15 protein-coding genes are annotated in these 25,964 nt (G+C 36.7%); 10 read left to right on the top strand and 5 right to left on the bottom strand.

Annotated features, from left to right (window positions below):
• Positions 1-193: 193 nt before the first annotated feature.
• The 3 genes from ABVM52_RS01670 to ABVM52_RS01660 are packed head-to-tail and all read right to left on the bottom strand — an operon-like array spanning position 194 to position 4,060.
• On the bottom strand, positions 194-1,195 hold the full coding sequence (locus ABVM52_RS01670; protein ID WP_405383085.1) for a sugar kinase: 1,002 nt from the start codon (positions 1,193-1,195) through the stop codon (positions 194-196).
• Between the two features lie 4 nt (positions 1,196-1,199).
• Positions 1,200-3,521, bottom strand: a complete 2,322-nt coding sequence (locus tag ABVM52_RS01665; protein WP_405383083.1) for a chondroitinase-B domain-containing protein — start codon at positions 3,519-3,521, stop codon at positions 1,200-1,202.
• A gap of 38 nt (positions 3,522-3,559) precedes the next feature.
• Positions 3,560-4,060 (bottom strand): shikimate kinase, encoded by a 501-nt coding sequence (locus tag ABVM52_RS01660; RefSeq protein WP_405383081.1) that lies wholly within the window; start codon positions 4,058-4,060, stop codon positions 3,560-3,562.
• Positions 4,061-4,173: 113 nt separating this feature from the next.
• Between ABVM52_RS01660 and ABVM52_RS01655 the strand changes: the two genes are divergently transcribed.
• The 3 genes from ABVM52_RS01655 to ABVM52_RS01645 are packed head-to-tail and all read left to right on the top strand — an operon-like array spanning position 4,174 to position 5,835.
• Complete coding sequence (locus ABVM52_RS01655; RefSeq protein ID WP_405383079.1) at positions 4,174-4,416, top strand: hypothetical protein; 243 nt, start codon at positions 4,174-4,176, stop codon at positions 4,414-4,416.
• A gap of 23 nt (positions 4,417-4,439) precedes the next feature.
• Positions 4,440-5,114, top strand: a complete 675-nt coding sequence (locus tag ABVM52_RS01650) for a sugar phosphate isomerase/epimerase family protein (RefSeq protein ID WP_405383077.1) — start codon at positions 4,440-4,442, stop codon at positions 5,112-5,114.
• 10 nt (positions 5,115-5,124) lie between these two features.
• Positions 5,125-5,835, top strand: coding sequence for a ribonuclease activity regulator RraA (locus ABVM52_RS01645; RefSeq protein ID WP_405383075.1), 711 nt, complete (start codon positions 5,125-5,127; stop codon positions 5,833-5,835).
• 49 nt (positions 5,836-5,884) lie between these two features.
• Here ABVM52_RS01645 and ABVM52_RS01640 read toward each other — a convergent pair whose 3' ends face one another.
• Positions 5,885-6,484, bottom strand: a complete 600-nt coding sequence (locus ABVM52_RS01640; protein WP_405383073.1) for an RNA polymerase sigma factor — start codon at positions 6,482-6,484, stop codon at positions 5,885-5,887.
• Between the two features lie 101 nt (positions 6,485-6,585).
• On the opposite strand from ABVM52_RS01640, the gene ABVM52_RS01635 reads away from it, so the two are divergent.
• The 7 genes from ABVM52_RS01635 (at position 6,586) to ABVM52_RS01605 (ending at position 24,205) form a co-directional block, all read left to right on the top strand.
• Entirely contained in the window at positions 6,586-7,743 is a 1,158-nt protein-coding gene (locus ABVM52_RS01635) for a FecR family protein (protein ID WP_405383071.1), read from the top strand.
• 199 nt (positions 7,744-7,942) lie between these two features.
• Positions 7,943-11,248, top strand: a complete 3,306-nt coding sequence (locus ABVM52_RS01630) for a TonB-dependent receptor (RefSeq protein ID WP_405383069.1) — start codon at positions 7,943-7,945, stop codon at positions 11,246-11,248.
• 9 nt (positions 11,249-11,257) lie between these two features.
• Positions 11,258-12,928, top strand: a complete 1,671-nt coding sequence (locus ABVM52_RS01625) for a RagB/SusD family nutrient uptake outer membrane protein (RefSeq protein ID WP_405383067.1) — start codon at positions 11,258-11,260, stop codon at positions 12,926-12,928.
• Positions 12,929-12,989: 61 nt separating this feature from the next.
• Positions 12,990-16,361 carry a VCBS repeat-containing protein gene (locus ABVM52_RS01620; protein ID WP_405383065.1) on the top strand — a complete coding sequence of 1,124 codons (3,372 nt, stop codon included), beginning with the start codon at positions 12,990-12,992 and terminating at the stop codon, positions 16,359-16,361.
• Positions 16,362-16,411: 50 nt separating this feature from the next.
• Positions 16,412-18,517: an alpha-L-fucosidase gene (locus tag ABVM52_RS01615; protein WP_405383063.1), complete on the top strand. Its 2,106-nt coding sequence runs from the start codon at positions 16,412-16,414 to the stop codon at positions 18,515-18,517.
• A 145-nt stretch (positions 18,518-18,662) separates the two neighbouring features.
• Positions 18,663-21,857, top strand: a complete 3,195-nt coding sequence (locus ABVM52_RS01610) for a sugar-binding domain-containing protein (protein WP_405383061.1) — start codon at positions 18,663-18,665, stop codon at positions 21,855-21,857.
• Between the two features lie 14 nt (positions 21,858-21,871).
• Positions 21,872-24,205, top strand: a complete 2,334-nt coding sequence (locus ABVM52_RS01605) for a family 20 glycosylhydrolase (protein WP_405383059.1) — start codon at positions 21,872-21,874, stop codon at positions 24,203-24,205.
• Positions 24,206-24,299: 94 nt separating this feature from the next.
• On the opposite strand, the gene pafA is transcribed toward ABVM52_RS01605, so the two are convergent.
• Positions 24,300-25,940, bottom strand: a complete 1,641-nt coding sequence (pafA, locus tag ABVM52_RS01600) for an alkaline phosphatase PafA (protein ID WP_405383057.1) — start codon at positions 25,938-25,940, stop codon at positions 24,300-24,302.
• Positions 25,941-25,964: the final 24 nt, after the last annotated feature.

Below are 25,964 nucleotides of genomic sequence, written 5' to 3'. Positions count from 1 at the left end.
AGTTTGTTGTATGTGCTAAATCAAAATATTAAAAAAACCGTTTAATTGGTTTACCAGTTTGGTTTACCAAAAATACAGTTATTTGTAAGACTACCAAATATTTAACAATAAATAGGTTGATTTTAAGTTAAATCCATAATATTTCGGATCACTTTATGTGGATTTGATTGGTACCCGTTGTAAAGTTTTGAAATTACCTTTTTATATCCCCGGAAGCTTCTCCGTCCATAAGACTCTGAACATTCTCCAATGAAACCATATTGACATCCCCAGGGACGGTGTGTTTTAAGGCACAAGCGGCAGAAGCAAATTCAATGGCTTGTTCATCGTCATAATGTAATAGTCCGTAAATAAGACCAGCGGCAAAGGCATCTCCGGTTCCTACCCGGTCAATGATATGGGTAATGTTCAACATATCACTTTTAATATATGATTGCCCGTTCCACAATTTACCCTGAATTTGGTTGTGAGAAGCACTTAAGGTTCTTCGCGTTTTTTTTACCACTTTCTTGATATTCGGAAATTGATTCATTAGTATGATGGCTAAATCTTTAAATTTATCTTCGTGTTGACCTAGTCCAAACATTTCACGAATACCATAGCTACTGGTAATTACCACATCGCAATGTTGTACCAATGTAGGGATAACTTCTTGCATGGTCTTTCCGTATTTCCACATATTGTTGCGAGAATTTATATCTCCAGAAACCGTAATGCCCATTTTATTTGCCGTTTTTATGGCTTCTAGACAACATAAGTAAGCCCCTTCTGAAATAGCAGGAGTAATTCCTGTCCAATGAAACCAATCGGCATCTTTAAGCACATTTTCCCAATTCACCATAGAGGGTTTGATCAAGGAGAAAGACGAACCCTCACGTTCATAGATTACTTCACTGGACCTATGAACGGCACCTTTTTCAAGAAAATATTTGCCTATCATATGATCTCCATAGAAGATATGTTCGGTACTTAACCAATGTTTTCGTAAAAATTGGGTTGCCGCTTTTCCTAAAGCGTTGTCTGGAAAGCGGGTAACGTGAGCCGCCTTCATGCCAAGGTAAGCACATGATATAGCAACATTTGCCTCGCCACCACCATAGACCAGTTCAAAGGAATTAGCTTGTGAAAATTTCTCGTATCCTGGAGGAGATAAGCGCATCATTACTTCCCCAAATGTTATAACTTTTTTTGGCATAATTTTAATACATTAATTTTAATGGTAGGTTTTCTTCAACAACCAGTTTGCCAGAATTTTCAAAGGTATTTTCAGAATGTGAATTGTTTTTTGCCCCCCATAATCTTGCTATGAGATTTATTTTGTTATCCTTGAATATATTTTTTGATAGGTCTACATTTATTATTCCATAGGTATTCAATAAAATACCGGTTTCATCTTTAGAACCACAATTCTTAAACGTAGTATTTACAACCTTAAGATTGCCACCTACCGTAGATTCATCATAACCTCCCCTGTAATAATTTACAACGTTTTTGGTAACATTTTCAAAAAGACAGTTATCAATAAAAACATTTTCTGCATTGTACTCCCCTTTATCATCATCTTCTGCAGCCAATTCTAATCCGTTAGCACAGTTTTTAATGGTTGATGAGTTAAAGGTTATATACTCGGAGAAAGAATATTTATAACCTTTTAGCACGTAGTCAAAATTTGATATTATAGAATTTATAACCGTTACGTTATATAAGCTGGACATATTATTTTTTAAGCTGGCAAATGCATATTGATTATTGGTACCTATTAAACGGATGCCTTCCACAATTAATTCTCCATCAGGATTCATTTCAAAAGCGGGAGTTTCTGCCTCTCCTACATAATTAATTGTAGCCTTATTCGTTGCTTCAGCAGACTTTAAAGTTAATAATTTGGTTATTTTCAAAGGAGTTTTTAGTACATACGAATTAGCCGTCAATACAATAGTGTCACCGGCATTGGCATCATTTACTGCATTTATTAGCTCTTCTGTGGAATTTGCCGTATGCCTTTTGGTATTGCTGTATGTATTGGATGCTACCTGATACCAATCCGGTCCGTACTTAGACACATCCATTGGATTAGGTTTTACAGTATTTGTCTTAGATATAGCACCAATTGTATTTTCTTTGGTACGTGAATTACCGAATAAATCTTCTGTAATTTGGTCAAATTCAAACCCCTTATAGCGTGCTATAACTGGTAGATTTTGAGTTGGGGCTAAGAGGTTTTCTTCTATTTCCATTAAAGAAAAATCTTCTTGGCGAAAGCCGGTATCATGTTTAAATGACGAACCTTGGTTGTTAATTAAATTACTTTTAAACGTAATGCCATCCAATGAATCATGGGCAACAACTGGTTGTTGGTCGCTTCTGTTGTTATAGATCAAATTATTTGCCACAATGGTGCGTATGGGTCTTTCTGACCTAATTTCAGATGCTGGCAAAACTTCTTTTTGGTCCACATTAGATCCAACTCCAAATTGGAGGGGAGAAGAGCAGTTGATAAAAGAGTTATGGGCTACAACAACATCGGTTACTTGAATGTATCTGTTTAAGGGAGATTTTGGAATACCGTTCATTACTGCTAGTGGGCTTCTAAAGATTTTTCCCTTTAAATTATAGAAATAATTATTGGTGACCCAATGGCCCGTGCCAATCAAGCGAACGCCCCCAATTTGTTCGGAATCTGTATCCCCAATAAAATAATTTCCGTCTATTGTGCAGTAGTTACCATGTCTGGTAACCAGAGAACCTTCACTCTTGTAGAATACATTATTTCTAAACTCGTTAAAATTAGATTTGCTCGATATAATTTCCACTTCCCCATTGCACCTATCAAAAAAATTATTGGCTACCAAGGTATAGCTAGGTGCCATTGACGTAAAACTATTTCCAAGCTGAATAGTTTCTGCACTGGGTCCGCCTTTAGGAGGTCTTGGTCCAAAATAATTATTGATGATCTTGTGGTAATTATTAATGTTTTGGTTTCCTGCTAAATCAACTCTAATGGTAGGGCCTCTATTAGATTTTCCTTCAATATAGCAGTGCTCAAGGGTGTTGCGTCGCCCCTTGAACAGAATCCAAAGGTCCGTTTTGTTTCTTTGACTTTTGTTGTAATCTATAATTACACAATTGGTAATACGGGAGTGATTTGCAACCGTATCCTCTGTAATTGCGAATTCTATGACCGATTGGGAAGGGGAGAATCCATCTTTAAAATAGAGACCGTTTACAATCAAATATTCGCCCCCAAGTTTTAAATCCGATTTACCTTTAACAATTACTTTACCAGGGGTTTCGGCTTTTAGGGTAATGGGTTGTTTTGCTGTTCCCTGACCAGAGAGTTTAATTCTGACATTACTCCATTCCCCATTGGCCATAATTATTTCGTCTCCAGCTTTTGCATTGGATATAGCTGTGTTTAACTCAGCTATGTCCTTTACATAAATACCACTGGAATCTACATTCTTAGCACAAGAGAACAGTAACATTACCGCCCCTAATAAAAAGTGACTTTTCTTTATCATTTTAAGATTTTATAAGGCTATCATACCACAGTACAGAATCATCCATACTTACGAGCAAGATATTTTAATATAGTGGACACGGTTTCCTGTTGCGGGTAGGACATATCTATAGTTAAGGCCCTTTTAGGAATTTCTAATGTTTCAAAATCTGATTTTACAACTGAAATAGGTCGGTCATGATCATTGTTATTATCCAAGCGTTGAGCTACATTTTCGTAGGTGTCGTTCATAAAAACCCAATCAATTTTATGATTACAATTTTCGGTCAACCTTAAGCGTTGTTTCTTTTTTAAAATAGAACAGGAAATAACACAGCCTTTTTTATTGGCTTCTGTTTTAATTAAATCTTCAACGGAATTCAACCATTTATCCAAATCTATTTCTTGTGGTAAGCTACTATTTGAGGACTCACTAGGTGTAAATAAGGTATCTACATCAAAAAAAGGAATACCCAAGTGTTCTGATACTTTTTGGCCAATGGTGCTTTTACCCGTGCCGCACACACCAACCAAAACTATTGTATGATTCTTATTTTCCATGAATTTATTTAAATTGGTTAACCAGTTTGGTTTACCAAAAATACATATATTTGTGAGACACGCAAGTTTTTAACATGAATTCTACGTGATAAATAATCTTCAATACGTTAAGGATGACAAGAAATCAAAAAAAGGTTACCAGAAGAGACTTTACCAAATTATCCGCAATGGCTATTGGGGGTATCCCCTTAATGGGTTTTAATACTCCTTTTAGTAACCAAAGTCCAAAATCTAAAGATAATCTTGTTATCAACTTATTTTCTAAACATTTGCAATTCCTTGATTATAATGAAATGGCCGCCAGGGCAAAAGAAATTGGTTTTGACGGTTTGGATTTGACCGTGAGACCGAGATAGATTTGCCTAAAGCTGTTACCGCGATGAAGAAATATGATATGAATCCTGGGATGATGACAACCAATGTTTGGGATTCCCGTGATGCAGTACATAAAAATGTATTGCTTACCGCAAGTCAGTTAGGTTTTACGCATTACCGTACCGGATGGTTAAAATATCCAGAGGAAAGAAGTATTGAAGAAAGTCAGGTAGTTTATGGCGCACAAGCTGCCGCTTTAGAAAAACTAAATGAACATCTAGAAATCATAGGGTGCTATCAAAACCATGCAGGAAAACATGTGGGGGCTCCTATTTGGGATCTAATACCGATCCTTTCGGCTACACAAAACAAGAATATAGGTTGTCAATATGATATTAGGCATGCCGTAGTAGAAGGAGGAAACAGTTGGGAGTTGGGATTACGGCAAATAAAACCTTATATAAAATCAATAGTAATCAAGGATTTTAAATGGGGCAAGGTTAATGGTCAATGGAAACCGGTAAATACTCCTTTGGGAGATGGTATGGTAGATTTTGAACGTTATTTTTCGTTACTCAAAAAATATGTTATCAATGTTCCTGTTTCCTTGCATTTTGAGTATGATTTGGGTGGAGCGGAACACGGCGCCACCCAAATAACAATAAATCAAAAAGAGGTTTTTTTACAAATGAAAAAGGATCTTGATTATCTGAAACGAACTTGGGAAACCGCAGAATAAATTTAACTATATGTCTTCATTATCAAATGCTACAAGAGTAAAATTAAAAGCAATAAGTACCGCAACGGTGGCCACTTGTTTGTTTAAAAGGGGATTAAAAAACCAATTTATTCAAGGAGTAGTCCCTTTAAAAAAAGGAAGACCGAATATGGTAGGTGAGGCCTTTACATTAAGATATATTCCTGCACGAGAGGATTTAAATCCTATTTCGGTTTTTAAGGATAAAAAACATCCACAACGGGTAGCGGTAGAAACATGTCCCAAAGACGCAGTGCTGGTAATGGACAGTAGAAAAGATGCACGTGCCGCTTCGGCGGGTTCTATTTTGGCAACTAGGTTAATGGTACGTGGTGCAGCTGGCATGGTAACCGATGGCGGATTTCGTGATGCTACAGAAATTGCCGGTTTAAATATGCCTGCTTACCATCAAAAACCGTCTGCGCCTACTAATTTGACCTTGCATCAGGCCATAGCCTTAAATGAACCTATTGCTTGTGGGGATGTAGCTGTTTTTCCAGGTGATGTACTTCTTGGAGATGATGATGGAGTGATGGTTATACCTGCCCATTTGGTAGATGAGGTTGCCGAGGAATGTACTGAAATGACGTTATATGAAGAATTTGTAATGAAAGAGGTTCAGAAGGGCAAATCTATTGTAGGGCTATACCCGCTAACCGATGAAAAAATTAAAAGAAATTTTGAGGATTGGAAAGCAACATAGTACTTAAGGCGTATTTATTTAAATACGTTTTAAATGTTGAGGTTGTCCGTTAATCCGTAATTATCCGTGGTGGTATATGGCCAAAAAGAAGAAATAGGATCGTATCTATATCTTGATTTAAATTTTTTCTTAATTGTTTAAAAGCTTTTGTAATGTGCCATTCCACTGCTTTTATGGATATTTGTAAATATTCGGAAATCTCAGTATGGGATAGTCCTTCTTTCTTGTTCAACAGGAATACCTCCTTACATTTTGGAGGTAGTTTTTCAATGACTTCGTAAACCTTTTTAATCTTTATTTCTAGATTTTCCGGTTGGTTTTCTACATAATCGCTAAGTACCTCAATATACTTTAGTTCTAATTTTGTAACGGCCTTATTTTTTCTGTAAGAATCTATAAATTCATTATAAATACTTTTGTAAAGCAAGCTTTTAATAGATAGTTCGGGTTTTATTTTAGCGCGCTTTTCCCAAAGCTTAACAAATACATTTTGAACAATATCCTCAGCTTCTGTATGGTCATGGATTAAAGTGTAGGCGTAACCACACATTTGTTGATAATATAAGTCTATTAATTGTTCATATGCTTTAACATTGCCAGACTTTAATTTTCTCCCGAATTCCAAATCCTTATTTCGTTCTATTTTCATGAATTTCGTAGATAATTTTGGGAAATTTAAAAAAAAAGTTATCAAATGCCTAGGGGTATGTTAAATTAACACGTAATATAATTAAGTATCCTTAACGTTAAATGAAAAATAAAGCTAGGTTAATAATTAAATTTTTGAATAGGGAGGCCAATATGTCTGACCTTCAAAAACTTGATAAGGTTATTGATAAGAAAAAACCGAAAAGGGTATTTACAGAATTAGTTGAAATTCATTATTTACTTTCTATAAGTATGAAGATGTATGATAGTGAGAAGGCGAAAAATACCTTTAAAGAACAAATTTTTAAGGATTTAAGGGAGAAAAGAAGAAATCGCTTTAAAAAATTGGCAATTGCTGCCTCCTTTACTTTGTTTATAGCCTTGCTACAGTTTAATTCTGGAGGGGAAATTGCTGAACCTGAAGTTGTTGCTTCTGAAAAAGTTATAGAGGCAGGGACAGACAAGGCTATTTTGACTTTGGATAATGGTGACCAGATTGTGTTAGAGGAAGGATTGGAGTACAACTCCGATAAAGTTCAAGGAAATGGAAAATCTTTAGAATACAAGAAAAGTGAAACATCTGATAGTTCATCTTATAATTACCTTTCCGTTCCAAGGGGTGGTCAGTTTAAATTAAAACTACCGGATGGGACATTGGTTTGGGTAAATTCAGATTCTAAATTAAAATATCCAACAGCGTTCAATAAAAACCGTCCAAGAGAGGTAGAACTTGTTTTTGGCGAAGTGTTTTTAGAAGTTTCTCCAAGTGAAAAGAATAATGGTACGCCATTTCACCTTATTACCAAAGGTCAAAAAGTTCAAGTTTTGGGCACACAATTCAATGTGCGTTCCTATACCAACGAGAAATTTGTTAAAACTACATTGGTAGAAGGTAGTGTGGCAATAAGTGACGGTACTCGGGAAAGTTTGTTAAAACCGAACCAACAATCTATTTATAATAAAGAAAATGGGGATACTTCTGTGAAAGAGGTTGATGCAATGCAGGAGGTTTCTTGGGTTTCGGGACTTTTTTCTTTTGATACGGAATCTTTGGGGGAGATTATGAATTCATTGGCCAGGTGGTATGATGTGGAAATAGCTTTTGAATCTGCAGAATTAAAGAACTTCACTTTTACCGGTATATTGGAGAGGTCAAGTTCTATAGATACTATTCTTTACCATATAGAAGAGTCTAGTGAAGGTAAAATTAAATTTGTCATTAATAATGATACCATTATTATTCAAAAAAATACGAATTAAAAAAATAGAGGAAAAGGCTCCGCACGTCCAAATGAGTTGCCTGTTTCCTCTTGTTTAAGATTAACTAAACCAAATGTCTAATTAAATCAAACTCAAATTTATGAAAATTAACTACACAAGGTGTCAAAAGATACCTTATTGTCATCTATTTCTTAAGCTGATTATGAGAGCTTTTATTTTTTTATTTTGTACGGTTACTATGGCGTTAAGCCCTGTAGCAAGTTTTTCCCAAGATGCAGAGATTGTGGTAGAAAAAACACAGACGGTATCAATAAAGAAAATGCTAAGGCTAATACATCAGCAATCCAATTATAAATTTGTTTATAATAACAATTTAATACAAGGGGCTTCTGTAGTTACTCTAAATGCAGGTACTACCAAGGCAAGCCAGTTGTTGGAAAGCACATTGAATCCGTTAGGACTTACCTATAAATTTACCGATGATGGTACTATTCTTATTAAAAGAGTGGTTAAACCAATAGAAAATACTACGGTAAATCAAGCGGATAAGGAAATCCAATACCAAATAACAGGTACTGTCAGTGATGAAAACGGACAGCCTTTACCGGGTGCATCAATACTAGAAAAAGGGACAACCAATGGGGTGCAAACCAATTTTGATGGGGAATTTGTGTTAGAATTGGAAAGCGGTTCTGCAACATTAGTGGTTTCTTATTTAGGTTTTTCTACCAAGGAAGTACAGGTAACCAACAAATCTAGTTATGATGTTGTCCTAACAGAAGATGCTTCGGCATTAAGTGAAGTTGTTGTTGTGGGTTATGGAACACAGGAAAGAAGAAAGGTAACTGGAGCAATTGAAACGGTGCAAGGTGATGCGATTGTGGAAACCCCGGTACTTACCGCAGATAATGCGCTGGCCGGCCGTGTTCCTGGACTTGTGGTTAATCAGGCAAACGCTGAACCAGGTAGGGACAATGCGCGTCTTTTAATAAGGGGTATTGGAACTACCGGTAACAATGATCCATTAATTGTAATTGATGGTGTGGCCAATAGGGGTGGTTTCTCTAGAATTGACCCAAACGATATTGAAAGTATTTCTGTATTGAAAGATGCTTCTGCGGCAATTTACGGAGCACAAGCGGCCAACGGAGTAATATTGGTTACTACCAAAAGAGGAAAGGACGGTAAAGCCGTAATCAATTATTCGCATAACAGGGCATTTGTAAGTCCAACTAGGGAAATTGAATTAGCTGATGCCGCTTTATATGCACAAAGTGTAAATACATTAGCATCTCAACAAGGTCAACCGGATATTTATTCACCGGAGCAAATTCAGGCCTTTGCAAATGGGTCGGCCCCAAGTACGGATTGGATAAATGAGGTGTATAAATCATTTTCCGATCAGCAACGTCAAAGTTTAAGTGTTAGAGGGGGAAATGAAAAATCCAAATATTTTGCTTCCTTAGGTACGGCACAACAAGATGGTCTTTTTAAAGGAAATGATGATGTAGGTTTTAAGCAATATAATGTAAGGGCTAATTTAGATGCTGAGGTGGCTAAAAATCTTAATCTAAGATTGGATCTTGCGGGTAGAAATGAGAAAAGATCGTTTCTTCAATTCCAAGATGCAACAATTTATGGTAACACGGTAAGGGCCGCACCGGACATTCCTGCCACAATAGATGGTTTACCGGCTAGAGGTAGAGAAGGTCAAAATCCTTTGGCAATTGCTCAAGGCCCCGGATATTTAAGAGATAATGGATATGTTTTTAATAGTCGCATCAATTTAGATTATGCCGTTCCTTTTTTGGAAGGTTTAAAAATAGGTGGATGGATGGCAGCCGATTATTCAACCAATCAAGAAAGACACTTTTTTCAACCTTTTACGTATTACCAAGAAAGTGATAATGGTGTTGAGCCAGTACAAGGTGGTCCGTCTTTTGCCAATAATTTTTTAAGGGTAAGAGATACAGATGGTCTTTCATTGACTTATAATGCCAATATAGATTATAATAGAACCTTTGGTGACCATACGGTAGGGGCGTTTTTAGCCTACGAGCAAAATAAAACGACTACAGATATCACGGAGGTACAGCGAAACGGATTTGAAACCGCACAGATAGACCAATTGTTTGCTGGTAGTGGTGATGCTGAATTACAAAGAAGTACTGGTTTTGCAACAGAATTAACAAGACAAAATTACTTTGGTAGAGTGTCTTATGATTTTGCTTCCAAGTATCTATTAAAATTTGTTTTTAGATATGATGGGTCTTCTATTTTTCCTGAGGGTAATAGATTTGGGTTCTTCCCAGGTGTAGAAGGTGCTTGGAGAATTTCTCAGGAGAACTTCTTTAAGGATAATATAAACTTTATCAATGAATTAAAGTTTAGAGGTTCATATGGCGAGCTTGGTAATGATCGTGTAGATCCTTTTCAATATTTGAATCTTTTTCAACTATTCTCAGGAAGAAGGGAAGGGTACGTTTTTGGTGGTCAAGATGTAAATATTATTGCACCTAGTGTGGTTGCCAATCCAAATATTACTTGGGAAACGTTAGAAACTACCAATTTAGGGTTTGATTTGGGAATGCTTAAAAACTCCCTAACCTTTAGTGTTGATGTATTTAAGCAATTGAGAGATAATATATTAGGGCCAAGAAATGTATCGGTGCCAAACTATACAGGTTTGGATTTACCGGATGAAAACATTAGAAAGGTAGAGAACAAAGGATATGAACTACAAGGTAGATATAATAAGCTACTTGGTGATTTTAGTTTCTATGTAGGGGCCAATTACAGTTATTCAAAAAGTAATGTACTTTTTGTTGATGAAGAAGGTATTTACCCAGAAGATTATCAAAAGGCAGAAGGCCATGTTGTTGGGTCTACCTTAGCTTATGACTACTTAGGTTTTTATAAAACAGAAGCAGATTTAGCAACCTACCCAGGTTTAAATGGAAATGCCAGAATTGGAGATCCTTATTATAGAGATGTAAATGAAGATGGGGTTGTAAATAGTGATGATAGAATTAGGATAGATTCTAACCCCGTACCAAATGGTAGTTTTGGAGTTGTACCACAGGTACAATATGGTTTTCAAATAGGTGGAGCCTATAAGGGTATTGAGTTGAATACCTCGTTTGCCGGTCAAGCTAAGGCCTTGCAATATTTAAGGTATTCATTCTCTAACGGTAATAACGGGTATAGATACTTTTTGGAAAATGCTTTTGACCCAGTACGTAATCCAAACGGAACTTTACCTTCTTATAACAGAGGTAATAGTACTTCAGAATTAAGTACGCTTTGGTTAAGAGATGTATCTTTCCTTAGGTTACGTTCTATAGAACTGGCCTATTCTTTACCGCAGGAAGTTATCTCTTCCCTAGGTCTTTCAAATTTAAGATTCTCCTTAAGTGGGTTCAATTTAATTACTTGGGATAACCTTAAGGATGACGGTCTAAGTGATCCGGAATCCTTAAGCATAGAGGGTTGGCAATACCCTTATACCAAGAATATAAATTTTGGAGTTAATCTAACATTTTAAAAAAAAATCATGAAGAATTTAGAAAATTATAAAATGAAAATGAGATCCATGGTTATGTTGGCCTTCATAGCTACGCTGTTCATAAGCTGCTCTGAAGAAATTTTAGATGTAAAACCTTTAAATGGATATAGTGAGCTAGATGTATTTGATGATGCTGCACTTTTGCAAAACTATGTAAATGGCAATTACCAAACATTAAGAACACCGTTAAGAGACGAAAATACGTTTACTGATGGACTAACTGATAATGCCTACAACCAACATGGTAGTGCTGAAGGTCAGATCAGAACCTATACTAGAGCAGAGGTAGATAGGGAAAATGGGGAAGGTATAACATTTGGTCTTTGGGCTCATTCCTATTATTACATTAGAAATGCAAATCTATTTTTTGAGAAAATAGAGAATTCGTCTATCCCAGTAGAGGATTTAAATCCTATGGAAGGTGAAATGAGATTTTTAAGGGCATATAATTATTTTGAACTTTTAAAATATTATGGAGGTGTTCCTTTAATAGACTCAACATTTGAATTAGGCCAGGATTCCTATGATGTCACCAGGGCAACCATAGATGAGACGGTTGCTTTTATATTGAATGATATAGATTTGGCCATTTCCTTATTACCTGCAAAGGCAGATTCTCAAGAAGGTAAGGCAACAATGGAGGCCGCTATGGCTTTAAAAGGAAGACTTTTATTATATGCGGCCAGCCCATTATATAACCCAAGTGGTTCTCAAAGTAAATGGGAAGCTGCTAGGGATGCCAATAAAGCTGTAATGGATTTATCATCTGTTTCTCTTGTGGAATTCGAAAATTGGACACCAATGTTTTTAGGGGGTACGGATCAGGAAGTTTTGTTCCAAAGACAGTATACTCCTAAAAATGACCAAGGTTGGGGTGTTAATGTGTGGCTGTTTCCCAATAGTAATTCTGGCTGGTCTACAACTACACCAACTCAGGATTTGGTAGATAGTTATGAATTGGTTTCAGGAGATTTGCCATCAGAATCAGCAGAATATGACCCACAAGACCCGTATAAGGATAGAGATCCAAGGTTTTATGAAACTATAGTTCATAATGATGCGCCTTTTAAAGATGATATCTATGCGCCATTTGTTTCTAAAGAAGATCCATCAAATCCAGACTTGGCAGGTAAAGATTCAAGAGTTTCACCAATTAGTCCACATAACGCATCTAGAACAGGATATACGTTTAGAAAGTGGGCAAATGAGAACCTATCTTGGGATGGTGGTAACACCGGTAGATATATCTTTTATCGTAAAACGGAAGCATACTTGAATTATGCAGAGGCCCAGTTGGCACTTGGTAATGAAATTGAGGCAAGAAATGCCATTAATATGGTTAGAAACCGTGCTGGAATGCCTTCTATATCTACAACGGGTGATGCCTTGCTTGAAGATTACAGAAATGAAAGAAGGGTGGAGTTTGCTTTAGAAGATCATAGATTTTTTGATTTAAGAAGATGGAAAATAGCACCCAATGAGTACACTCCTAAAACAGGTGTAGACGTTTTACAAACAACGGATGGTACGTTTGAATATAATTACGATTTAACTTCTGATGAAAATGTTAGATGGGATGATAAAATGTATTTCTTGCCAATTCCGTTTAGTGAAATTCAACGTAGTAATGAAGCTATAGAACAGAATCCGGGATATTAAATCCCTATTTAATCATATGAAAGGTGGGGGAAGCTCCACCTTTTTTAATATGCCTTAAATAATGACACGGTATTATTTTCTGTATGTATTGATAATGGTCGCTTCCCTTACGGGTTGTAAGGACAAAACTTTATTTTCTAAAATTCCAGGATCGGACTCAGGGTTAATTTTTGAGAATAGGTTGGTAGAAGATGAGGAACATAACGTCATGACCTATGAATACATATATAATGGTGGTGGGGTTGCAGTTGCGGATTTTAATAATGACGGATTATCCGATGTATATCTATCCGGTAATTCCGTACCCAACAAATTGTTCTTGAACCAGGGAAATTTAAAATTCAAAGACATAACGGCCATTTCTGATCTAACAGAAAAAAAAGGTTGGAAAACAGGTGTAACCATTGTGGATATTAATGGTGATGGGTGGATGGATATCTATTTGTGCTATTCTGGTAACGCTCCGCAAGAAGGATTTGAAAAGCCGGTAATCATCGATTATGCTCCAAGAGCCAATCAATTGTTCGTCAATACAGGAAAATTGGAGAATGGCGTGCCTAAATTTATAGACAAAACGGATGAATACAACGTTGGCGCAATAGGCACTTTTTCTACACAAGCCTATTTTTTTGATTATGATTTAGATGGTGACTTGGACTTGTTTTTACTGAATCATGCCAATAAGTTTTACTCCACATTTTATAATGTAAAAAAAGTTAGGACAGAACGTCATCCGTATTTTGGAAACAAATTGTATCAAAACAATGATAATACCTTTGTAGAAGTTTCAGAAGATTCCGGTATTCATGGTGGTGGTATAAATTTTGGACTTAGTGCGGCCATAAGTGATTTAAATTTAGATGGCTGGCCAGATATTTTTGTCACCAATGATTATGATGAACAGGACTATTGTTATCTAAATAATCAAGACGGTACTTTTAGGGAAGTTTCAAAAACTGCCTTTGAACATATTTCTAAATATAGCATGGGGTCAGATATTGCAGATATAAATAACGATGGTCTACCCGATATTTTTGTGGCCGATATGTTGCCGGAGGATAATTATAGGCAAAAAGTATTAAAAGGGCCAGATGAATATAATAAGTATAAAATGGCTATTGATAGTGGTTACCACCATCAACACATGCGTAATATGCTTCAGGTCAATAAAGGCTTAAATCCAGATAGTATATTAAGGTTTAGTGAAATTGGCCAGTTTTCCGGGATTTCAAATACAGATTGGAGTTGGGCACCCTTATTGGCAGACTATGATAATGACGGACTAAAGGATTTGTTCATAACCAATGGGTACTTGCGAGATTATAGTAATTTGGATTTTGTCAATTTTACGGCCAATACCGCAATCGCGGAAGCTAAGCAAAATAAAAGAGAAATTTCACTTATGCCTCTTTTAAATAAAATGCCATCTTCCAAAATAGCAAATTATGCCTATAGAAATATAGATGGCCAACAGTTCAAAAAAGTATCCCAAGAATGGGGGCTAGATGAGAAAAGTGTATCCAATGCTGCAGCTTATGCTGATTTTGACAATGACGGAGACCTTGATTTATTGGTATCCGATTTAAATGCTCCTGTAAAGCTGTATAAAAACAATGAGAGAGACAGGAATCAGAACAACTATATCAAAATTAAATTAAAAGGAGAAGGTAAAAATTCATTGGCACTGGGGTCTAAGGTGCTCATTTACTTACCGGATGGTGAACAGGTATACCAAGAAGTTTATTATAGTAGAGGGTATCAATCATCTGTAGAACCTATTTTGACTATTGGTATAGGAGAAAATAAGAGTATTGATAAAATAGAAGTGTACTGGCCTGGGGGCGGTATGAGCCAAATGACGGGCGTTAAGATAAATTCCGTGGTTACATTTGATCAAGCAGGGTCTATATCAGGAAACTATGTATCCAAGCAAAAGAGGGGAGCAAACCTTAAGGAGGTTACCCAAGATTCTGGTATTACATTTAGGCATAAGGAAAATGATTATGTAGATTTTTATTATGAAAGACTGGCACCCTATCAAATGTCACGTTTGGGAGGTAAAATGGCCGTAGGTGATATTAATGGAGATGGTAATGACGATGTATATTTTGGTGGGGCCTCAGGACAATCTGGCGCGTTATTCCTAGGTAAGGATAATGCTTCTTATGTAAAGGACTCTCTAATACAACCATGGTCGCAACTGAAACCATCAGAACGGGAAGAAGTTTACCCGTATTTTTTTGATGTGGATAATGATGGGGATTTGGATTTATATTCCGTTAGTGGCGGTAACGAACACATGGTAGGTAATCCATATTATCAGGATCAGCTGTATATTAATGATGGTAATGGTCAATTTTCCAATGCTTCATCGGCATTACCTAATACCTCTTTTAGTGGAGGTGTAGTTAAAGCCGCGGACTATGATGGTGATGGCGATTTAGACCTTTTTCTTGGTGGCAGGTTAGATGCACAAAATTACCCCTTTACACCAGAAAGTATAATTCTTCAAAACAATACGGTCAATAATGTCATAAAATTCAAAAAAGTTGTTTTGGATGAAATTCATCGTATAGGTATGGTTACCGATGCGGAATGGGTGGATTTGGATAAAGATGGTTGGTTAGACCTTGTCCTCGTGGGGGAATGGATGCCTATAAGTATATTCAAAAATAATAAAGGCTCCCTTAAGAAATTGGAAAAAGCCAATGAGCTTAATAACACTTCTGGCTGGTGGAACAGGATTACCGCTACGGATATTGATAATGATGGTGATCAAGATTTACTTTTGGGAAATTTGGGACTAAACTCTCAGTGGAAAGCTACCGTAGAGGAGCCAATGGTCTTTTATGTTCAGGATATAGACAAGGATGGTAATATGGATCCGTTGCTTACCCAATATATAAATGGGGAAAGTTATCCATTGGCCAGTAGGGATGAATTGTTGTCACAAGTAAATAGCCTTAAAAAAACATATACTACCTGGGATAAATATGCTAACGCAACAATTGCCGATGTCCTAAAGGAATCGGGAATTAGTGCTACCTCCACATTAACCATCAATGAATTAAGCTCCGGATATCTAATGAATAATGGTGGTGATAGGTATGAGTTTCATCCATTGCCAAAAAAGGTGCAACAATCCATAGTAAACGGTTTTGTTGTAGAAAATTTGGATAATAAGGGAGCAGATGAAATTTTGATAGCAGGTAATTTTTACCCTTTTAGAGCCAACATGGGTAAGTTAGATGCATCTAGCGGCCAATTGTTAACATGGGAAAATGATGAATTTACCGTGGCCGATGTTAAAATTTGGCTAGAAGGTGATGTTAGGGATTTAAAACTGGCAAATTTTAAAAATGGACAAAAACGGATCATAGTGTCTAGGAATGACGATGCGTCTAGCGTATTTGAATATAAAAATAAAGATTGATGCTCTATAAGGTAAACCAAAGACCTTATTAAGGTAATGTAAATAGTAACATGCAAAAAATAAGTTTTAAAAAAATAACCGCTAGAATAGCGTCTCTTTTATTAATGGTGGTATTCATTGCTTGTAACAATAACAAGGTTTCACCGCCAGAACCATTTGGCATTGTTCCAAGTACAAGACAGCAGCAATGGCATCAAATGGAATTTTATGCCTTTGTACATTTTACCATAAACACATTTACGGACCGGGAATGGGGTTTTGGCGATGAGTCTCCAAAACTTTTTGATCCAAGTAATTTTGATGCGGAACAAATAGTACTTGCCTGTAAAAATGCTGGGATGAAGGGTATAGTTCTCACCACCAAACATCATGATGGTTTTTGCCTGTGGCCAACGGCAACAACCGATCATAATATCTCTAAATCGTCATTTAAGGACGGTAAGGGAGATGTAGTTAGGGAAATTGTTGATGCATGTAGAAAGCATGATATGAAGGTAGGCATGTATCTCTCTCCATGGGACCGTAATAATGCCGCATACGGTACTCCTGAATATATAGATATTTTTAGGGCTCAGCTAACTGAACTTTTAACCAATTATGGAGAAATTTTTGAAGTGTGGTTTGATGGTGCCAATGGTGGTACAGGATACTATGGTGGAGCAAATGAAAAACGAGAAATAGACAGACAGACCTATTATGATTGGGAAAATACTTGGGCACTGGTAAGGGAGCTTCAGCCAAACGCAGTAATATTTTCAGATGTTGGCCCAGATGTTAGGTGGGTTGGTACGGAAGAAGGGTATTCTGGCGATCCATGTTGGCATAGGTTTACACCTAAAGGTTTAGAGGAGGGTGTGCCACCGGCACCAGGACAGATTAAATATTGGGAATCGCTTAATGGTACCAGGGAAGGTGATTATTGGATGCCGGCAGAAACCAACACCTCTATTAGGCCGGGCTGGTTTTATCATGAAAGTGAAAATGACAAGGTAAAATCTCCAGAAACACTTGTGGATATGTATTATGAAAGTATTGGCCATGGAACTAATTTTATCTTGAATATTCCTCCTAATAAAAGTGGAGTTGTTCCAGAGGAAGATATAAAATCGCTTACCGGTTTCAAGGAAATTTTGGAGAATACATTTAAGGTAAGTTTAGAAAATGAAGCCAAAGTAACCGCAAGCAATGAGCGGGGTAAGGAATATAGGGCCAGCCATGTTTTGGATGAGAATACGGATACCTATTGGGCTACGGAAGAAGGGGTGAAAACTGCTAGTTTAATACTGGAGTTCCCTAAAGAAGTTTCTTTTAATGTGGTTAACATACAGGAATATATACCATTGGGCCAAAGAATTTGGGGCTGGTCGTTAGATTCTTGGGAGAATGGTGAGTGGAATGAGTTTGCAAGGGCAGAGCCTATTGGGAACAGAAGGTTATGGCGAGGTCCTCTCCAAACCACAACTAAACTTAGACTAAGAATTACAAAAGCAGGCGCTTCTCCGCTAATTTCTAAGATATCGGTACATAAAGAACCGGTTAGATTAATACCGCCACAAATTACCAGAACAACAGATGGTAACTTGAACATACTGGGAAATGGGGCTATTCATTATACGCTTGACGGTAGTGAACCCAACAAACGATCCAATCTTTATAAAGGGCCAATAGACCTTAGTCTTGGAGGCATGGTCAAGGCCAAAACCTACGATGGGGAAAAAGCTAGTGAAACAGCAAGTATGGATTTTGGATATACTAAAAGCAATTGGATAGTTTTAAATGCATCAAAATCCCTTTCTCAAAAAGTAATAGATGAAGATAGGACCACATATTGGAAGTCAAAAGAGGAAGATGAAAATAGTGTAATTATCGATTTTGGGGATGAGTTGACCGTAAGTGCTCTTACCATGTCCCCACCTACCAAAGCAGCTAAGGACGGACTGGTGTTACGTTACAGGTATCTAGGTAGTACAGATAATAAGAATTGGGATTTACTCGCAGAAGGAGAGTTTTCAAACATTTACAATAATCCTATTCAACAAATTATTGACATTGAGGGTAGCCCTTCTATACGTTATTTAAAGTTTGTAGCTGTTGAAACCGTAGGGAATGAAGAAATGGTTATTGCTGAAATTGGAGTAAAACATGGTAATGAATAGGCAAAACCTATTCAACATAAATATTAAAAAAGTTGTTTTTGTTAGTTAAAGATCTGCCTTGACCATTTGGTCAAGGTGGATCTTATTAAAATTAGAGTAATTGGTTAGAAAAAATTGTAGTGTTCGGTTCATTTTTTTAAGCGCTATGTTATGCGCATTTTCATTTTCTATTATTTATGGTCAAAATCATGAGCCCAAGAACCTAGCGGGTGAATGGTCTGTAATTCTTGAAAAAGAAATTGTCATTGCGGATAATTCGGGTCCAATAAATAAGCAAGAAGGAGTTATTCAGCTGCCAGGGTCCTTGGCGGAATATGGGTATGGAAGAAAGACAACATCTGCTTCTAAAGGAGTGCTTACACCCAACTATTCCTTTATAGGAATTGCTAATTATAAAAAGACCATACATATTCCTAAGACCTGGAAAAAAAAGAATGTCCATCTTTTTTTGGAAAGGGTGTTATGGCAGTCCAAGGTTTATGTAGACGGTAAACTGGTGAGCACCAAAGATGCATTGGGTACCCCTCACTTACATAATTTAGGAATGTTATCTACTGGCGACCATACCTTGGAGATTAGGGTCAATAATGATATGCTTTATAATATAGGCGACAAAGGCCATGCATATAGTGAATCTACACAGACCATATGGAACGGAATTGTTGGTGAAATAAAGCTTATACCCCAGGATCCGGTTTATATAGAACAATTAAAAACGGTTTCCAATATAGACGATGATAACTTAAAAGTGATTTTAGATATCGTTTCCAATAAATTGCAAAAGTCAACAATAGCACTACGTATAGAACGTATTGGAACAAATGAACTTATCATTGAAAAGGAAGTAAAATATACACTGAACAAAGGATCAAATAAAAATGAGGTCATTTTTGATTTAAAAGGACGTTTAAAGAAATGGAGCGAATTTGACCCAACGGTATATACTTTAAAGGTATTATTAACTACAAAAAAATATAGGGATTTTAAGGAAACTGAATTTGGTTACCTAGAAGTTGGTCATAATGGTACGCATGTAACGATAAATAAAAACCCGGTATTTCTTCGCGGGAATTTAGACAATGTCCATTTTCCCTTAACAGGTTATCCGTCTACTAGTTTAGAAGAGTGGTTGGGTATTTTTAAAATCTATAAGGATTATGGATTAAACCATGTACGTTTTCATTCATGGTGCCCACCGGAAGCGGCCTTTAAAGCCGCAAATCGTGTTGGTATATACATACAGGCAGAGGCCTCCGTTTGGATAGATTCTTGGATGAACGAGGATATGATCGCTAAAGGAAGACCAGAAATGGAGACTAGAGGTCATCCCAAAGGTTTAGGGTACAATGCAGAGCGAGATGCATGGGTGAAAAAAGAAATGAATAGAGTGGTAGATGTTTATGGCAATCACCCTTCCTTTATCATGTTCTGTATTGGAAATGAATTGGGAAGTTCTGATTTTGACCAGGTGGAAAAGTGGATAGGTAAATTAAAAAAACAAGATTCCAGAAGATTATATGCAGGTTCTACAGCGCGTAAGATTATGGCAACGGATGATTATACCGTAACGCATCTTATTGATAATGTAGGATGGACCAGAGGGTTAAACGGGGCACATACCAATTGGGATTTTGAGAAGGCATACAGTCAAATGAACATTCCTATACTCGCACACGAAATAGGTCAATGGCCAGTGTACCCTTCTTGGAAAGAGATAGAGAAATACACCGGTGTGCTTAGGGCAAAAAACTTAAATGAGTTTAAGTTGGTAGCGGAGAAAAATGGAATTGCGGATCAGGATGTGCAATTTCAAAAAGCTACAGGGGCATTAAACCAAATTATGTACAAGTACGAGATAGAATCTTTTCTAAGGACTAAAAGTTGTGCTGGTATTCAGTTGTTAAGTATGCAAGATTACCAAGGTCAAGGCGAAGCTTTGGTAGGTTGGTTAGATGTTTTTTATGATAGTAAAGGTATAACCGCCCCAAGTACGTTCAAGCAACACCACAATGAAACGGTACCGTTGTTAAGGACTAAAAAATTTAATTGGAAAAATACCGAAATCTTTCAAGGGCAGGTAGAAATCTCTCATTTTGGTCATGAAGATTTAAAGAATGTTGAACTCGTTTATAAAATCACCAATAACCTAGGTGAAAAAATATATCAAAATGAAATAAAACTTGGAGATATATCTCGTGGCACTTTGGCTGAAGCGGGTAAAATTGAATTTCCATTGAGTAATATTACAAAAGCGACTCGCCTACAAATTGAGGTGGCTATAAAGAATACTACTTTCTTGAACCATTGGAACATTTGGGTTTTTCCTGAAACCTTAGAACAGCCTAATACAAAGGTCAACATAGTGGACCACTTGGATGACAGCATACTTGAAGCTCTAAATAATGGGGAAAATGTTTTGCTTGTGGCCAATTCCTTGGGAACTCAAAAGAATAGTGTGCCTTTTAATTTTTATCAGTTGTATTGGTCGTACACCTATTTTCCAGGTCAGGGCAAAACAAGTTTAGGGCTATTGGTACAACAAGATCACCCTGCACTGAATAATTTTCCAACTTCATATTATAGTGATTGGCAATGGGAAGCTTTTGATAAAAAAGGAAAAGCCTTTATTCTTAATGAGCTGTCTAAAGAGTATAAACCTATAGTGCAATTAGTAGATGATTTTCATAGGAACAATAAAGAAGGTTTATTATTTGAATTTAAGGTGGGCAAAGGAAAATTATTAGTATCCGGGTTTGATATTAATGCTAAAGTATCTCCAGTGGCCAAACAACTAAAATACAGCCTGCTTAACTATATGAACTCTAATGAGTTTATGCCAACAGAACGTATAGCGGAAGACTTTTTAATCGATAATTTCTTTGAGAATCCACAAGGTGCAGGAACGGAGAACACGCTTTTAAAAGTCAATGCCGGTGGGCTTGTAAATAATAATGATACGGTCAAGGAGTGGTCCAGTGAATGGGACGACGTTCAAATTAAAGGAGAACATGTAACGTATACTGTTGGCTCATCGGTCTTAAAAAATAATGGTAAAAATTCTTTTTGGGAAGGAGATAATATGGTTTTGGATATGCAATGTCCAGAAGGATTTTTGGGCAGTTTTTATGTCCTGTTAACCTCAGGTAGTGCCGATCAAGCAAGTAACCTTATGGCATTTGAGGGAAGGCCCAAAAAGGTAGTTGTAGACAACAAGAAAGGTAAATGGGTTAAATTTCATGTTATGAGAGAAGACAGTAACGACGGTAAGCTTAGATTAAAGGCGAAATCCTTAAATGGAGGGAAAGTTTCAATTTCAGAAATACGATTAGAAGTAGAATAAAGTATAAATACAATATGAAAACTAGAAATACCAATAAGCTATTAGTTTTAATAATGCTATTAGTTTTAGGCGGTTGTAATCAACCTCAAGAAAAAAAAATCACCAGTAATGATATTGCAATAATACCTCAGCCAAAAAAAATAGAGCTGCTAAAAGGGCAATTTCTTATTTCTGGGAGTACAAAAGTTATCGTATCAAATAACGACGATAAATCAATAGCCGACCAACTTGTACATCGGTTTAAAACAGTTGCAGGATTTGATATGGAAATCTCCCAGAAGGTAGAAGGTTCCAACACCATACAATTTGTAAATGACAAGAATTTAGGTAAAGAAGAATATCGCCTAGAGGTTTTAGAAGATAAAGCATTGATTACGGCTGGCAATACAGGTGGGTTTTTATATGGGGTAGAAACGTTATTTCAACTTTTACCTCCGGAGATCAAAGGGAATAAGCAAGTTGATAAGGATTGGATACTTCCTACAGTCAAAATTGAAGATGGACCACGATTTAAACATAGGGGGCTTATGCTAGATCTGTCCAGACATTTTTTCGATAAAACTTATTTGTTAAATACCTTGGATCGCATGGTAATGCATAAACTTAACGTGTTGCATTTACATCTAGTGGATGATCAGGGGTGGAGAATTGAGATTAAAAAATACCCATTGTTGACCAAAAAAGGCGCTTGGAGGGTAGATCAAGAGAATGCCCCTTGGAATGGTAGAGCAGAAAATGACCCCAATGAGAAAGGTACTTATGGAGGATTTCTATCTCAAGAGGATATAAAAGAAATTATTGCATACGGGCAAGAACGTAATATTGAAATTATTCCTGAAATTGAAATGCCTGCCCATGTAAGTTCTGCTATTGCCGCTTACCCGGAATTATCTTGTTTTGACACCCCTATTGGTGTTCCTTCTGGGGGACTCTGGCCTATAACGGATATCTATTGTGCCGGTAAAGAACATACTTTTTCTTTTCTAGAAGATGTTCTGGATGAGGTCATGGGTTTATTTCCTTCTAAATATATTCATATTGGCGGTGATGAGGCAACCAAAACGAACTGGAAAAAATGCCCTCACTGTCAAAAAAGAATAAAGGAGGAGGATTTAAAAGATGTGGATGAACTGCAAAGTTATTTCGTAAAAAGAATTGAAAAATATATCAATTCTAAAGGAAGAACATTAATTGGCTGGGATGAAATATTGGAAGGTGGTCTGGCACCAAAGGCAACGGTAATGAGCTGGCGGGGAACCGCAGGTGGTATAGAAGCGGCAGAAAAGGGGCATGATGTAATTATGACACCAGAATCCCATTGTTATTTTAACTTTTATCAAGGTCCTCAAGATGAAGAGCCTTTGGCCTTCAATGCCTATTTGCCTCTGAATAAGGTCTATGGTTTTGATCCGGTCACGGAAAATATGTCAGTAGATGAGGCCAAACATGTTTTAGGGGGACAAGCAAATCTTTGGTCAGAATATATCAATACCCCTAAGGATTCTGAATATATGCTTTATCCTAGATTGTCTGCAATGGCAGAAGCTTTATGGAGCACAAAGGAAATTAGGGATTGGGAAGATTTTGCTAGAAGGTTGAAAAAACAGTTCGTAAGATATGACCAATTAAATATTAACTATGCTAAAAGTGCTTTTTTGGTTACTGCATTGGCAAGTGCGGATTTGGCCAAGAAAGAAGTGGCTATAGCCTTGGATAATGAATTTCCAAATTCTGATATCCGTTATGTAATGGGGAATGAACCCTTTGCCGACGAAAAGGTAATACGCTACAAAGAGCAAATTACAGTTTCTGAAACTACGGTGTTACAAGCGTCACTTTATGAAGAAGGACAACGAGTAGGCAAGATATTTACAGACACTATAAAATTCCACAAGGCTTTTGCTAAAGAGATTACACTGGATCCGCTTTATAGCAAAAGTTATAAAGGTGTTGGGGAAGGCACCTTGGTCAATGTGGTACGTGGCTCAAAAAACTTTCATGACGGTCAATGGCAGGGATGGCTTGAAGACGAGGTAGAAATTAACATTGATTTAGGTGATACTCAAAAAGTTGATGAGGTCATTGTAGGCACTTTGGAAAATCAAGGGGCGGGAATATATTTTCCTACTTCAGTAGTTGTTTATGGTTCGGAAAATGGTAAGGATTTTAAGAAAATAGATGAGTTAAAGAGGGATTACGCCATAAACGGTGGAGCGGATCTCTTGGATATGAAACTAAATTTTGATGAGACTACCATTCGTTATATAAAAATTAAAATAACCAATTTAGGAACTAGTCCTAAAGGAGGTGGAACGTGGTTATTCTTGGACGAGATCGTAATAAATTGATCGATTGGGGTAATTGAACAGAAAATGGATTTTTGTTCCCTATGACTTAGATTAAAAAAGGCTTACCAATTTGGTAAGCCTTTTTTAATCAGTTTTAATGCTCAAATAATTCAGGTATAACCGCGCCTGTTGTAGCATTTGGGAATTTTAATCCCAACATGATTGTTAACGTTGGCGAGATATCCGTAATACTTTTTCGTGCCACACTAGAACCTTTTGGTATGTTACGGCCATACCAAAGCATAGGTACATGGGTGTCATAGGAATAACCACTGCCATGGCCGGTGCCATATTCCCTAAAGGAGCTCCAGGCCGGGTTGAACAAGATTACAACGTCTCCAGAGCGTTGTATGTGATACCCTCTTTGTACCATTCCTTTTTCTTCCGTTGTATATTCAAATCTTTCCAGGTCCGGTCGTAAGATAACTTCAAAAACACCTGGAATTTTCATTAGTTCCTTTTTACAAACATTTAATACCGCATTAAAATCTAATTCCTTAGATGAAATTAATTCATGGTTTAAGAATAATTGGTCGCCAGAAATGGCTTCGATCATACCTTCCAAATTATAAATGGATGTAAGTTTATTTTGAACTTGTGCCATAACCTCTTCTGGGTGATAGGTACCTGTGGGGATTTTTTGTTCTTTAAGATATAAACTCACATCAGAAGCCGCATGATCTGCCGTCAAGAATAGCGTATAATTATCCTTGCCCACTTTGCTATCCAATTTTTCCATTAATTGGGCCAAGTCTTGATCTAAACGTAAATACGTATCTTCAACTTCAATGGAGTAGGGGCCAAATGCGTGACCGATCTTATCGGTGCTTGAAAAGCTAATGGCTAAAAAATCTGTTTCATCACCCTGTCCTAAATGTTCATGTTCTATTGCTTCCATGGCTAGTTCGGCAACAATTGTATTACCATATGGGGTTTCGGGAAGTATTTCATATCGCTCTTTATTGGATAAGGACTTGTACTCGTATGGAAATTTAGAATCTTTTTTATGAGGAAATACTGTTTCGTAAACCTGTTGGTCCGTTGTACTCTCTGTATAAAGCGCTATGGGTAAAAATGTTGTCCAATCTGTTTTTAAGTGTTTATTTACATGGTTGGCCTTGTTGTATTTTTGTACCCAATCTGGTAGCGCATCCATATAATACGTGCTACTTATAAAATGACCATCAGTATCATCATACCAATAGGCTGCATCTGCCATATGTCCGGCAGGTAAAATAGCACCTCTGTCTTTTAGTGATATTCCAATAACTTTTGAACGACCTTGACTTGAAAGTTGTAACTCGTCCGTTATGGTAGAGGCGAGCATTTTATGCGGTGATCTTTGCCCATTAACGGAAGAACTACCAATAGTTTCAACACTGCCGTCAAAAACACAGTTTTCATCTTTTTTAATATCCTTGTGGTACCAACTATTACTAATGATTCCATGAAATTTAGGAGTTGTTCCTGTATAAACTGAGGCATGACCAGGAGCGGTTTTGGTTGGAATGTAGTTGTAATGCGCATTTTTAAAAACATACCCATTGTTCATGATTCTTTTAAAGCCTTTGTCACTAAATTTATTTTGATATCTAACAAGGTATTCTTCCCTCATTTGATCTACAATAATACCTACAACTAGTTTAGGTTTTTCAGTTTTTATAGTTTGATTATATCCATTAAAGGAAATTAATAGCACTACAAGGAGTGTAATTTGATGTATTTGAAATTTCATTTAAATAATGTTTCTAAGAGTTTA

Origin of the sequence: Maribacter sp. LLG6340-A2 (assembly GCF_045057105.1) — a bacterium.
GTDB lineage: Bacteria > Bacteroidota > Bacteroidia > Flavobacteriales > Flavobacteriaceae > Maribacter.
This window is presented reverse-complemented; position numbering and strand designations above follow the sequence as displayed.